Raw genomic sequence first — 13,222 nt, forward strand, 5'->3', positions numbered from 1 at the left:
ATGCGAGACATTCGGGGCCGGGATGGTCGGCCTCGGCTTGATTGGGAGCGCAGACGATGATCGATGCCGTGACGACGAACCTGCATGCGATGCCGACGGGCGACGTCGCATGATCGCGGACGACCCCGCCGCGCGAGTGACCGGCGAAATCGTGCAGATTCGGACCAGGCTGATTGTGCGGGTGCCCGTCGTTCTTCGACAATGCGCAGGTCGGGCGACCGCATGGTATGCGTCCGATACCTCGTATCCGAAGCGTGTCTTCGTTCAATGCGCTGCCCGGTTTCGGGCAGCGTCTTTTTCTCGGCCGCATGCACGCGCCGATCGACCCGATTGCGCGATGCGTGTCGCGCGGACAGACGTGAATGCCTTGCGGCGGCCGGTGGGCTCGGCTGCTTTTCGACCTTTCAGGTCGCAGGTTGGGAGAACGCTGCCTCATGCGAGCGCAGTGCATTCACGCCTGTCTGCCGGTGCCGGACGATCACCGGAATGCGCCGCACGCACGCGGTACCCGATGGTGCCCGTGCAGCCATGGCGAACCCGGTACGACCGGTGCACGTTCCCGACATGCCGTCGTGCCTTCGCTTGCGCGCGGTCATCCTGGCGCCGACCCGCTCGGTTGCCCACAGCGGCGCCGCCGCTTTCCCTGTCGCCGCCGTTGCGCGGCTTCTCCACTCCACAATGAAGGACACTTCATGAACAAGCATCAGCTTTCCATCGTATCCACCCTGATCGCACTCGCGTGTGCCGGCGGCATGCCTGCTGCGCGCGCCGCCGGCCCGAAACCCGATGCGGCGCTGCCGCCGGGCGTCGAGGCAGTCGTCAACAACGTGCCGATTCCGCGTATCGATATCGACACCGCGATCAAGACGTCCGGTGAGGCCGACACGCCGGCGCTGCGTGCACAGGTCAAGCAGAACCTGATCATCCAGCAACTGGTCGAGCAGGCCGCCGACCAGGCGAACTACGGCAGCCGCCCGGAAGTGAACAAGGTCGTGATGCGTGCCCGCACGGTGGCGGCGACCGATCTCTATCTGCACGAGATGGCTCGCCCGCAGCCGGTAACCGACGCGCAGGTCAAGGCGCGCTACGACCAGATCGTCGGCAGCGCCGCGCCGTTCCAGTACCGCGCGGAAGTGATCGCTGTCCGTAGCCCCGCGGAGGCGAGCGAAGTGGTTGCGGCGCTGAAGAAGGGCACCGCGTTCGACGCGCTTGCGAAGAAGTACAACACGGCCCCGAACGGTGGCATTGCGGAGTGGGTCGACCTGCATACGCCGGTGGCCGAAGGGAATACGGCTGGCGTGCCGTTGGCGCTTGCGCAGGCGATCACGTCGTTGCAACCGGGTGCCGTGGCGGCACCGATCCGGATCGGCGATGCGTTCGCATTCGTGAAGCTCGATCAGAAGCGGAAGACGGTTGTACCGACGTTCGACGCGGCGAAGAACGTGCTGCGCCAGCAGCTCGAAGCGCAGGCGGATCAACGCGCGATGGCTGCGCTGGTCGAGAAGCTGGCTTCGCAGGCGACGATTCAGCAGTAAGTGTGTGTATCAGGACGAAGGCGGATCAGCGTGATTCGCGTTGTCAGCCGCTGCTGTTTCGAACGGCAGCGGCTTTTTTGTGGCCTCAATGCGCGCTATCGGAGGATGTGAGGCCGATCTCGCGTTAGATCTCCTCGGATTCTCTTAAGGAAATTACCGCGTCAAGTACGTCGAAATTCCTTCCACTGACGGAGTGCCACGTACCGGCTACGCCCAGGCCACCGATTGCGATCTATACCCGAACAGGTATAATAAGCGGCTGAGAAGCCGTCTGGGTCTGAAGCCGTTGCACTTCAATCGAACGCGGAATTTATCGCGAAGTAGCCGACGGTTGTGCTCATCTGTTACACAATGGGCGGGAGGATGTGATGAATCGCAAAACTGGTCCGCGGAGCACAGACAACGTGCTGAGCAGTCTTGACTTCGAAGACGCGGACGAACTATCGGCGAAGGCAGCCCTTGCGCTCAAGCTCAATGAATTGATTGATCAACGTGGGCTAAGTCAGACAGAGGCAGCGACCATTACAGGCATGACCCAGCCGAAGGTCTCTCAGGTTCGTCACTACAAGCTTCAAAATATTTCGCTTGAAAGGCTGATGCAAGCACTGGTATCGCTCGACCAACGTGTGGAGATTGTCGTGCATCCAGCCCGGCGCGCGCATGGGGCGGGCATTACGGTCGCAAATTGACGTGAGGATGCGATGAAGTTCTCATACGAAGACCTTGGCGACGACCAGTTCGAGCGTTTGATCGTGCTTCTATGTCAGCGCTTGCTTGGCATCGCAGTGCAAGGTTTTGCAAAGGGACCAGACGGGGGACGCGATGCCAAGTTCGTTGGGGTCGCGGAGTGCCATCCTAGCAAGGCAGCCCCGTGGAACGGCACGACCATTATCCAAGCCAAGCACACGATCGGCTATAACCGCAGCTTCTCCGAGACTGACTTCTTCAGCAAGTCGACTGAGAACACAGTGCTCGGCAAGGAGATTCCTCGCATCAAGAAACTGCGTGCGGCCAAGCAACTCGATCACTACATGCTGTTCGGTAATCGACGCCTGACCGGGAACGCTGAAGCGGAGATACGTGATCACATTGCCGAGCAATGCGATATTCCGATTTCGTCGATTTATCTCTGCGGCGTGGAGCAACTTGAACTCTGGTTGAAGCGCTTTCCGGACGTGGCGAACGAAGCCGATCTTGATCCGGTCGATTCGCCACTGATTGTCAGCCCCGATGACTTGGCTGAGGTCGTACAAGCTCTGGCGAGTCAGATGGATGGCGTCACGTCCGTGCTCGACGATCCGCCGACCGCACGCGTAGGCTACGAGCAGAAGAACCTGCTCAACAACATGAGTGCGGAATACGCGAAAGAGTTGCGGCGAAAGTATCTCAAAGAGACCGTACAGATAGGGGCATTCTTAGCTGCGCCGGAAAATTTCGACCTATTGCGTATGTACGAGTCGGTGGTCGATGAGTTCCAGCTCAAGATCATAGCCAAACGCAAGGACTATCAGACCTTCGACGCGGTGATGGAACACCTTGTCGATCTGCTATTCAACCGGGATCCGGTATTGAAGCAGCGTGCTCACAAGCGCTTGACGCGCGTCGTGTTGTTCTACATGTACTGGCACTGCGATATCGGGGAGGTGGGCGATGCTGAGGCCGACGAAACACTCGCATCCTGACCGCACGATCATCAATGTCTCATTGTTGCTGCTTGCACGACTGAAGACGCGTCGCCTGGATGAATATGATGGGCTGAGAAATTTCGTTAAGAAGAGCGTCGCTGGTGGTGATGTGTTGTTCCTGCCAGCTCTGAACTTTCTTTACCTCATGGGTTTGATCGAGTATCGCCCTAAAACGGACGCCATCGAATATGTGGGGCCAAATGAAGCCGTCTAGACTCTATTCGAACCGGCCGGATCTGTTCGAGCCCGTGGATTTTGTCCAGGGCTTGAATGTTGTTGTGGCGGAGATCCGTTTGCCGGAAAACCGCAACAAGGACACTCATAACCTCGGTAAAACCACACTCGGAAGGCTGCTCGACTTCGGCTTCTTGGCCAAGCGTGATCCCAAATTTTTTCTCTTCAAGCACCTCGATCTGTTCAAGACGTTCATCTTCTTCCTTGAGATCCAGTTAGAAGACGCTTCTTTTGTGACGATTCGGCGCGGGGTCGAAGAAGCCACGAAGATCAGTTTCAAGCGCCATGAGGCGGGCCATCAGGACTTGTCTGGTTTGCCGCTGGCGGACTGGGATCACCGGGATGTGCCCTTCGACCGGGCACGCGACTTGTTGGATGGGTTGCTTGACTGGCGGGCGCTCAAGCCATGGGGATTTCGCAAAGGCTTGGGCTATTTGTTACGTTCTCAGGATGACTTCCGTGATGTGTTTCATTTGCGGAAGTTCGCGGCCGCTCATTCGGACTGGAAGCCGTTCTTGGCGCATGTCCTCGGTTTCAATGCACAACTGATTGCGCTGCACTACCAGAAGGAGGAGCAACTCGCTGAAAAGCAGACAACTGCGCAGACCATCAAGACCGAACTTGGCGGGTCCATCGAGGACATCAGCAAGATTGAAGGCATCTTGCTGCTGAAGCAGAAGGAGGCGGAAAAGAAGCAAAAGCTGCTCGATGCTTTTGACTTCCGTGCGCAGGACAAGGATCGCACCAAGCAATTGGTTGATGACGTCGACGAACGCATTGCAGAGCTCAATGCACGACGCTATTCACTCAATCAGAACCAGAAGAAAATCGTCGCCTCGCTGGAAGAAGACCAGATCCTGTTCAATCCAGACGAGGCCGAGCGCTTGTTCGCGGAAGCTGGTGTTATCTTCAAGGGGCAAATAAAAAAAGATTTCCAACAGTTGATCGCATTTAATCGTGCGATCACAGATGAGCGCCGAGGGTATCTTCAGGAAGAGCACTCCGAAGTTGAAGCTGAATTGAAGCGTGTCAGTGCCGATCTGAATGCATGGGGTAAGAAGCGTTCTGAAATGTTGTCCTTTCTAAGTGACACGGACGTTTTCGGCAAGTACAAGCACGTCTCGGACGAAATGGTGACGCTGCGAGCCGACATCACTTCGTTGGAGCGGCAGCGAGGCTTTCTCCATCGTCTGCAGGAACTGCGGACTGAGATTCGGGCCCTGGCTGACGAACTTAGCCACTTGCAGACACAGATCGAAGCCGATGTTGAAAAGCAGAATTCGGATCAAAGTAGCCTCTTCTCGTCGATCCGGTTGTTCTTCAATGAGATCGTCGAAGAGGTCATCAGCCGAAAGGCGTTGCTGAGCGTGTCGCCGAACCAGCAGGGTCATCTGGAATTCAAGGCGGAAATTCTCGACGAATCCGGCAATGCAACAAGTGCGGATCTCGGTCACACCTATCGGAAGCTACTGTGCATCGCATTTGATCTGGCGGTCCTGCGTGCGCATCTGGACGACAAGTTCCCGCGTTTCGTCTATCACGATGGCGTGTTTGAGACGTTGGACGATCGGAAGAAGGAGAACCTGTTGACGGTGGTCCGACGGTACGCCGATCTCGGCCTGCAACCGATCATTACGCTGATTGATTCGGATCTGCCCGCGCGCATCGGTGATGAAACGCCCGTGTTTACTACCGGCGAAATCGTCGTGACATTGCATGACGAGGACGAAAAAGGGCGACTCTTTAAAATGAAGGCTTGGTAGTGATTGGGGCTCGCGGTGGGGATACGAACGAGGATCGGTTCGACGGTCCGAAATGCCGATGAGGAAACCGTTCGCTTGTTAGCCGATCTGGCAGTTAACGCGGCGTTCGATGCACTGGAGAATCAGCCTGGTCTGATTGGTTGTGACGATCGTTCACGATAAATTGAACAGGTGTGGTGCCGGAGTGGCTTCGGCGGCGACCGTTGGGCCCGGTCGTAGTCATGCTATTCATTGATAGCGCTACTCCTAACGCTGCCTTATGCGAGCGCCGAGGATATTCCGGCGCCACACACTTGTTCCCGTTGATCTGGATGGCCGTCAGTACTGGCGCCCGAGTGCTTGGCATCACGGACCAAGCGTTTGAAGCCCGCTTCCGGCACGAAGGGGCGTCGACGCGTTTCGTGGTGGCGCTTGCGCTCGATTTCGGTGACGGCCACCCGCGAGTGTCCGCGCTGAGCCACTCGTTCACATTCGTTATCGTTTATAGCGTTCCGATCAGTACGTCGGTGGGGATATGCAGACCCTCGTGCAGCTTGCGGATCATGGTGAGGCTCAATGCTCGCCGGCCGGCTAGCACTTCATACACGCGGTTGCTGTTCCCGATGTACGGTTGCATGTCGGCGACCGTCAGACCAGCCTGTTCCATCCGAAACTTGATTGCGTCGATCGGGTTCGGTGCTGCCATCGGAAAGTGCTCGGCTTCGTAGCGCGTAACCAGAATCGCCAGAATCTCCAGCTCGTCACCCTGCGGCGTACCTGGCGCCGGATTCAGATCGACGAGAGCAGAGACTGTCCTCAGCGCGGCCTCGTAATCAGCCTCGGTTCGAATTGGTTGAATGTCCATCTCGTTACTCCATTTATGGCGGCGGCCAGACCCGGCCACCGCACATACTCCTTTCCTTTTACTCCGACAACCGTCAGACCGAAACCGTGATACCCGCCGGCCCCAATCCCCCCGCTGGCCGTACCACGATGTCCACATGCTGGCCGAGCGATGCGAGCGTCACCATCAGCGTTTCCAGCGAAACGTTCCGAAGCCTGTCGCGCTGCTCGGGTGTGACCACCGGCCGGGTCATCTCGGCCAGCGCGGCAGCCTCGTTCTCGCTCAGGCCGCGCGACGCGATCAGCGCGTTGAGCTTCAGCACGAGCGCGGACTTGGCCGCCAGTTCCCCGACATCGTAGAAGTCGAGATCGGCCGGCACGTCGTCGGTGTGTTGATTCGGGGCGTCGTGATTCATTGCGCTTCTCCCGCCATCACCGATTCCAGTTGCCGTCCCGTTGCGGGATCGCCATCGGGGCGTTCGTGCTGCGCGCCATGATCGCTGCCTGCATCATCGATCGGCGTGATCACCAGCCGCTTGTGCGATACCTCGATCTGCAAGCGCTGCTCGGGATCGAAACCCGCTGCCTCGATCCACCGGCCGGACAATTTCGTCCACAGATACATGACAGGCGGCGCCATGTCGGTCAGCCTGAGATGCGGAACGAGGCGGCCAGATCGAAAGGACGATTGCGGGGAGAAAAAGCAATCGCGGAAGTACGTCGGTGCGTTATGATTCGCGCCAGCCATGGTCAACTCCTGGTTTGAGTTGGTTGTGGTCAGCGGCCCGCAGGTGAATCAGCACTTGTGGGCCGCGCTCGTTTACGCAGCGGATTTCGATCGCCATTCCGTTACATGATTCGCATGTCGAAATGACCTAACCTTCCACACGAAAACGTGCAACCACTCTACTGAGATTGGCGGCCGTCTGATATCGGTCTTGTACGGTTTTATCGACATTGGCCATTCGGCCGATGTCTTGCATGCTTGATGCTCAACGATTCCAGGGCAGTTGCGCTGACGAACCGCATCGTCATTTCATCACCGATATGTCAGAAAACGTGTCGGACGACGGTTTTGATTCACCGGCCGCACGCCGCACGAGCATTGCTTCCGCGTCGCGCCGATAGCGTTCGAACTCACGCGCGAACGCCGCCGCGTCTCCCGCCAGCGCAAGCGTTTCCATCGAAGCGCAAAGCCCGGCAATCTCATGCTCGCCGATCATCGCGAACGCCCCACGCATGCTGTGAATCTCCGTGCGCGCGGCCTTCAGATCGCCGTCCTGAAGCGCACGCGAGATGGCCGCATTCGACCGGTGTGCCGTGTCGGCGAGCACCTTGTGCAGATCCCCGGGCAGCGGCCCATGCCGGCGCGACGGCGGCGGAGCATGCGACGCCTGCGACGGACCGGTGTGCTTCACGATCGCCAGTTCAAGCGACTTCAACGACGTCGGCTTAGCGACGATTTCGTCGATCCCCGCTTCCCGCGCGAGACGCAATTCATCCGGCTCGGCATGCGCGGTCACGGCGAGAATCGGCCGCGCGCGGCCTCGCTCGCGCAGCACGCGCGCAAACGCATAGCCGTCGAGCCCCGGCATGTTGAGGTCGGTCATCACGAGCGCGTAGTCATGCCGATCGACCAGGTCGAGCGCTTCCGAAACGCTCGACGCGACATCGGCCGGATAGCCTAGGACGTCGAGCTGGTCGTGGATCAACGAACGGTTCACCGGGTTGTCGTCGACGAACAGCACACGGGCGTTCTGCGCGTCGGCCCCCGCGTCGGCCCGCGCGGCGCCCGGCCGGTGATCGAGCGGCAGCGGCAGCGTGACGACGAACGTCGAGCCGACACCCGGCACGCTGTCGACCGCAATGTCGCCGCCCATCGATTCGACGAGCTTGTGGCTCAGTGCGAGCCCGATGCCGGTGCCGCCGAATCGTCGTGCGATCGACTTGTCGGCCTGCGCGAACGGTTCGAAGATGTGCGCGAGCTGGTCGGCCGTCATCCCGATCCCGGAATCGCTGACGCGGATCGTCATGGGCGTTGCATCGACCGCCGATGCCGACACGGACAGCGCGACCGTGCCGCGATCGGTGAACTTGATTGCATTGCTGACCAGGTTCACGACGATCTGCCGCACGCGCATCGGATCGCCGACATACGCATGCGCGACGGCCGGGTCGATCTCCACACGCAACGCGACACCCTTCGCGGCGGCCATCGGCTCGAACAGGTCGGCGAGGTCGCGCATCAGTTCGTCGATGCGGAAGCTGGTGGCTTCGAGCGTCATCCGGTCGGCCTCGATCTTCGTCATGTCGAGTACGTTGTTCAGCATGTCGAGCAGCATCCGTGCGGCTGATGTGACCGCATGCAGCCGACGCTTCTGCCGGCTGGGGTCGGGCGCCTTGTCGAGCAGTTCGAGGTTGCCGAGCATCGCGTTCAGCGGCGTGCGGATCTCGTGCGTGATCGTGGCGAGGAAGGTCGACTTCGCACGGTTCGCGCTGCCGAGCGCGCGTTCGGCGTCGGCGCGCGTCGTGATGTCGGAGAAGCTGCACAGCAGCGTGTCGCGACCCTTGTAGCGCGCGCGGACGAAGTTGACGAGCAGGTCGCGCGTGCGGCCGTCCTTCAGCGTGACCGGCAGTTCGACGTCGAGCTGAAAGGCATCGCCGTCCTGGCGTTCCCGGTAGCGTGCGAGCAGGCGTTCATGCAGCGGCGGCGTGCCGGCCTCCTTCTCGTACAGCTCCATCATCCGGTTGCGCAGCAGCACCTGGCGCGAGCCGAGCGAAATCAGGCCGATGCCGAACGGTGCGGTCGCGATGATCGCGCGGCTCATCTGCTCGCTTTCGAACACGCGGCGCGAGCGGCGGAACAGCGGTGCGAACAGTTTCAGGTCGAACGTGATCACGAGCGCCCACAGCACGGCGAGCATCAGCGCGGTCGTGCCGAACTCGCGCAGCATCGCCGGCCAGATCGCGTGCGCGATCATCCGCCACGAGTACGCATAGACGATCGCGAAGCCCGTATCCGAGATCCGGTCGCTGACCGTGAAGATGCCGTCCCGGTAGTTCGCGGTGAGCCGGTCGAAGCCGAGCCGCCAGTCACCACCGGCGAGCGCGTGTTGCATCAGCGCAGCACCGTCGGTCGACGCGTTGGTGCGATCCGCGCTCAGCAGGATGCGGCCGCTTTCGTCGACGAGCATCGCGACGGTGTCGTCGGGCGCGTGGTCCATCCGGTCGGCGATCACGTCCACGTCGAGATCGCTGACGAAGGTCATCACGTGATCGGGGCCGTCGAATACCGGCTCGACGAGACGGAACACCGTCTTTCCCGTGAGCGGATCGACCGCGGGCGGCTGCCATGCAATGTGGCGCGTGAGGCGCCCAGGGCCGTCAATCCGGTTCGTGCCGCGGATTTCGGTTCGGACAACCGCGCGTGGGTCCGGCCGCATCCGTTGCGCCGCCGCTGGAAGATGACGCTGCTCGCAACAGCGATGTTCGGCGTGGCGTGCGTGGTGGCGACACATCTGTTCGACGAGCGTCAGCACAGGGCGACGCCCGGCAGCGTGTATGCAGCGGCCATCTCGATCGCGCCGGAGGCGATCATCGCCGCGCCGGTGGCGGCGGTCTCGGCGATGGTGGATGCGGCTGCGGCCGATACGTCGTTCGAATCGAATGCGAAGCCGGCCGCTTCACCGGGTGCCGCCTCCGCCGCAAGCGTGCCGGCCGGCGCGCAGGATGCGCGCAACGGCGATACGACGGCGACACAGCCGGCGCGGGTGGCGTCGCGGCCTGCGAAGGCGGCGCGCGGCAAGTCGGATACGGTGTCGGCGCGTTCGACTCCCGCATCGAGAGCGGGCACTGTTGCACGTAACCGGAGTGCGCAGGGTACCCCGCCCGAGCAGCATCGCGCGGCGCGCGTGGCCGAGGGTGAGAGGGCACGCGTCGTGTCGTCGAACCCGCATGACACGCGTCGGCCTGCGGACCCGGCGACCGTTCCGGCACCCGGCGCGGCCGAAGCAGTGGGCATGACCGCAGCCGAATTCACGCACTGGCTCGCGGCGACGCGCGACACGGCACGCCCGGCTGCGCCGTTGCCGAAGACGGATGCCGGCGGCGCCGATCTCACGGTCGATCTGCCGACCCATACGCGTCTGGTCGGATACTGAGCGGCCTGGACGACGCGTCGCGGCGCATTCGTTCGGCGTTGCGCACCTGGGTACGTCGGTGCCGCTGCCTTGCTGCTGCCCTGCCGCTGACATGCGATCCGTTCGCACCACGCTCCGGCGACGATTCGTGGAAGTTTCTCCTCTCTTGGGCGGCCGCTCGTGACGACTGGCCGCCGTTTTTTTTTGCCGTATTGTCTTCAGCATGCGTCTGAAATGCGACGGGAGCCTTGAGCATTCGCATGTGGGCACCGCGCTGCGCTTCACATCGCCCCGAAAAATCAGACCCGACTGATTTCCTGCCGGATCCGCTTCATCGACAATAGGGGTTCTGCGGCCCGGCGTGCCCCCCGCGCGCCGGATCATGGAGATATCTCCGTTTGAGCGGCCGGTCCTGTCGACCGGCCGTTTTTTTATTCGCTGCCCGTTACCGAGGAGTACGCAACGCGATGCCGGTCGACCGCCTTATCTCTGAAATTCTGTTTGGCTTCACGGGCCTGATCGGCATCATCAATCCGATCGGCATGGCGTTCGTGTTTCTCGAACGCACGCAATCGCTGACGGAGGCCGAGCGCGCGACGTTGTCGAAACAGCTCGCGACGAACGTGTTCTTCACGCTGCTCGTGATCTTCTTCATCGGCGCACCGGTGCTGAATTTCTTCGGGATTTCGATGGAAGCGCTGCGGATCGGCGGGGGCTTCGCGGTGGCCGTGGCCGGCTGGTCGATGCTCAACGCCCCCGACGTGCCGGGCGGCGACAGCGCCGCGCATGGCGACGATCTGCCGAAGCTGATGGCGCGCGCATTCTTCCCGCTCACGGTGCCGCTGACGATCGGCCCCGGCTCGATCGCGGCCGGCATTGCGCTGCATGCGAACCGTGCACGGACGGCAGCGGATTATCTGACGTCGGGCGTGGTGTCGGTTGCGGTCGCGGCGCTCGTCGCGTTCGCGATCTGGCAGATCTACAGCCGCGCGACGACGCTCGCGCGCTATCTCGGCAGCGAGGGGACGAAAGTGGCGATGCGGGTGTCCGCGTTCCTGCTGCTGTGCGTGGGTGTGCAGATCATGTTGACTGGGCTGGCGGCGTTCGTGCAGATGCTGGGTGGGCAGGCGGGGTGACGAAGCGATGCCGTGCTGCTTCGGCCGACGCGCGTTACTGGCCGAAGCGGTCCGCCACGGCATCCTTCAGCCGCGCGGCGGTGATCTCGCCCATGTGCGATTCGACGAGGTTGCCTTTCGCGTCGAAGAAGAGCGTCGTCGGCAGCCCGCGCGAACCGTAGGCCTGCATCGCATGCAGCGTGCGATCGAGCAGCACGTGATTGAAGCGCAGCCCCTTCTGTTCGAGGAACGCGCGCACGGCCTGCGCGTCTTCGCCCTGGTTGACCATCAGCACCGTCATCGCCGGATGATCCTGCTGCGCTTGCGCGAGGATCGGCATTTCGCGCTGGCACGGCGGGCACCACGTGGCCCAAAGATTCACGACGACGGGCTTGCCCGCGAAGCGTTGCGCGGGCACCGGCGTGGCGTCGAGCGCTTCGAGCTGCAACGCGGCAAGCGGCGGCGCGCCGTGCTGCAACGTTGCGAGCGTGCCTTGCGCGATGCCCCATGCGGCGAGGCCCGCGAGCATGCCGGCCGTCACCGGGCGACGCAGCGCAGGCAGGCGGCGCAGGCGCCAGCCCGCGAACACGATCCCGGCCGCGAGGCCGATGCGCCAGTCGAAGCCGCCGTCGCCGAGCGAGATGATCGAGCGCGGCGCGGCCGAATACTCTGACCACCATTGCGCGACATAGCCGAGGCGCGCGGCGATTAACCCGAGCAGCAGCGTATCGAGGATCAGGCTCGATGCAGTCTTGTGCTGGCCGTCCGGTGGACGGCGCTGGATGAAACGGGCGACGAGCCACGCGAGCAGCGCGGCGGCGGCTACCGCGACGACGCGGATCGAGAAAGGACCAATGCTCAGCATGAAAGGGCGGGACGTGATCGAGCGGGGCTGGAGACGGGATGGGCCGTCGCGGCGCTGAGGCCTGTCGACGGTCGTGCTGCGTTTCGACCGGCTGCCTGGGATGCGGGTTCCCGTCGCGAACGTAACGGCGTGTTGCGGATTCGACGGGGCAGGCTGGCTCAGGACTCCGTGATTTTCATGCGGGCAGGCTGTGAATCAGACTGGTCTGATGGTCAGCGGAAGAGCGTTCGTCAACAATACGCTCGCCGGTCCGGAGTGGTGTCCGCCGGCATCCCGTACAGGGATCTCTCCTTGACGGCCGCTCCCTCCGGGCGGCTGCTTTTTTATCGTCGCCGGCGGCTGAGCGCGACCGCTGCCGCCCGACGGGCCGCGCATCCGTGGCCGGCCGGGCGTCGGGCATTACTGCGTCTTCGTCTGCGTGGCGTTTGCCTGCTGAGCGTCAGCCGCCGGTTCGAGCGTCGCCAGCGTCTTCTCGGTGAACTTCTCGTACAGCCAGTTCATGCGCGTATCGTCCATGCCGCCGGCGATGCCGCCGAGCGCGTACGAAGCCGACACCTTGAAGCGGTCGATCTGATGATTGTCGGCGTCGACGAGCGTCACGGTGCCGTCGACGTGATCGTTGCCCGCCATGAAGCCGAACATCACTGCCGAGAAGCTCGAGCGCACGCGAATGCCGTTGACTTCGACGTTCAGGTGCATCGCATCGGTCGAACCAGCCGTTGCCAGCAGCTTGCGTGCGGCCAGTGCGCTTTCGATTTTCCCCTTCAGGTTCTCGGGGCTGAATTTCAGATTGTCTTTCAGCGCTTCCTGGGCGGCGTTGTCGAGCGTGACTTGCACGATCACGGGCTTCGTGCCGAATTTGGGCGCCGATGCAGTGGCGATGGCCCCCGCCTGATCGCTGGCGTCGCGTGTCACGCTGCTCGCGCAGCCCGACAGGAAGCCGATCGTCACCAGTGCCAGAGCGGCATGACGGAATACAGATTTCATGATTTGGTCTTTTTTAGTTCGGGTTATTTGAGATGGCTCTGTGGCCGGGCGGAAATCTAGCACGGGACGATTCGATT

At 61.9% G+C, this 13,222-nt stretch carries 13 protein-coding genes; 7 read left to right on the forward strand and 6 right to left on the reverse strand.

The window, feature by feature from the left end; all coding sequences use genetic code 11:
* Positions 1-692 precede the first annotated feature (692 nt).
* The 5 genes from G3N64_RS00890 to G3N64_RS00910 all read left to right on the forward strand — a co-directional run bounded on the left by G3N64_RS00890 (position 693) and on the right by G3N64_RS00910 (position 5,217).
* Positions 693-1,535: a peptidylprolyl isomerase gene (locus G3N64_RS00890; protein ID WP_205781906.1), complete on the forward strand. Its 843-nt coding sequence runs from the start codon at positions 693-695 to the stop codon at positions 1,533-1,535.
* 368 nt (positions 1,536-1,903) lie between these two features.
* Positions 1,904-2,224 (forward strand): helix-turn-helix transcriptional regulator, encoded by a 321-nt coding sequence (locus tag G3N64_RS00895; RefSeq protein WP_205781907.1) that lies wholly within the window; start codon positions 1,904-1,906, stop codon positions 2,222-2,224.
* Between the two features lie 12 nt (positions 2,225-2,236).
* Complete coding sequence (locus G3N64_RS00900; protein WP_205781908.1) at positions 2,237-3,217, forward strand: ABC-three component system protein; 981 nt, start codon at positions 2,237-2,239, stop codon at positions 3,215-3,217.
* Positions 3,186-3,434 (forward strand): ABC-three component system middle component 8, encoded by a 249-nt coding sequence (locus G3N64_RS00905; RefSeq protein ID WP_205781909.1) that lies wholly within the window; start codon positions 3,186-3,188, stop codon positions 3,432-3,434. Before G3N64_RS00900 ends, G3N64_RS00905 begins: the two co-directional genes overlap by 32 nt.
* 34 nt (positions 3,435-3,468) lie before the next feature.
* Positions 3,469-5,217 (forward strand): DUF2326 domain-containing protein, encoded by a 1,749-nt coding sequence (locus tag G3N64_RS00910; RefSeq protein ID WP_346778792.1) that lies wholly within the window; start codon positions 3,469-3,471, stop codon positions 5,215-5,217.
* 481 nt (positions 5,218-5,698) lie between these two features.
* On the opposite strand, the gene G3N64_RS00915 is transcribed toward G3N64_RS00910, so the two are convergent.
* The 4 genes from G3N64_RS00915 to G3N64_RS39535 all read right to left on the reverse strand — a co-directional run bounded on the left by G3N64_RS00915 (position 5,699) and on the right by G3N64_RS39535 (position 9,353).
* Positions 5,699-6,061, reverse strand: coding sequence for a transcriptional regulator (locus tag G3N64_RS00915; RefSeq protein WP_205781911.1), 363 nt, complete (start codon positions 6,059-6,061; stop codon positions 5,699-5,701).
* Positions 6,062-6,134: 73 nt separating this feature from the next.
* Entirely contained in the window at positions 6,135-6,455 is a 321-nt protein-coding gene (locus tag G3N64_RS00920) for a helix-turn-helix transcriptional regulator (RefSeq protein WP_205781912.1), read from the reverse strand.
* Positions 6,452-6,787 (reverse strand): SymE family type I addiction module toxin, encoded by a 336-nt coding sequence (locus tag G3N64_RS00925; protein WP_205781913.1) that lies wholly within the window; start codon positions 6,785-6,787, stop codon positions 6,452-6,454. Before G3N64_RS00925 ends, G3N64_RS00920 begins: the two co-directional genes overlap by 4 nt.
* A 283-nt stretch (positions 6,788-7,070) precedes the next feature.
* Positions 7,071-9,353 carry an ATP-binding protein gene (locus G3N64_RS39535; protein ID WP_346778793.1) on the reverse strand — a complete coding sequence of 761 codons (2,283 nt, stop codon included), beginning with the start codon at positions 9,351-9,353 and terminating at the stop codon, positions 7,071-7,073.
* Between G3N64_RS39535 and G3N64_RS00935 the strand changes: the two genes are divergently transcribed.
* Both G3N64_RS00935 and G3N64_RS00940 read left to right on the forward strand, forming a co-directional pair.
* A complete protein-coding gene (locus G3N64_RS00935; RefSeq protein WP_205782028.1) occupies positions 9,312-10,199 on the forward strand; it encodes a serine protease in 888 nt (295 codons plus the stop codon). The two genes, G3N64_RS39535 and G3N64_RS00935, sit on opposite strands and share 42 nt — an antisense overlap.
* A gap of 446 nt (positions 10,200-10,645) precedes the next feature.
* On the forward strand, positions 10,646-11,314 hold the full coding sequence (locus G3N64_RS00940) for a MarC family protein (RefSeq protein ID WP_205781914.1): 669 nt from the start codon (positions 10,646-10,648) through the stop codon (positions 11,312-11,314).
* A gap of 34 nt (positions 11,315-11,348) precedes the next feature.
* On the opposite strand, the gene G3N64_RS00945 is transcribed toward G3N64_RS00940, so the two are convergent.
* Entirely contained in the window at positions 11,349-12,158 is an 810-nt protein-coding gene (locus tag G3N64_RS00945) for a TlpA disulfide reductase family protein (RefSeq protein ID WP_205781915.1), read from the reverse strand.
* Positions 12,159-12,557: 399 nt separating this feature from the next.
* Positions 12,558-13,145 carry a DUF4410 domain-containing protein gene (locus tag G3N64_RS00950; RefSeq protein WP_205782023.1) on the reverse strand — a complete coding sequence of 196 codons (588 nt, stop codon included), beginning with the start codon at positions 13,143-13,145 and terminating at the stop codon, positions 12,558-12,560.
* Positions 13,146-13,222 lie beyond the last annotated feature (77 nt).

The organism is Burkholderia sp. Ac-20344 (assembly GCF_017104975.1).
In the GTDB taxonomy this organism is placed as follows: domain Bacteria; phylum Pseudomonadota; class Gammaproteobacteria; order Burkholderiales; family Burkholderiaceae; genus Burkholderia.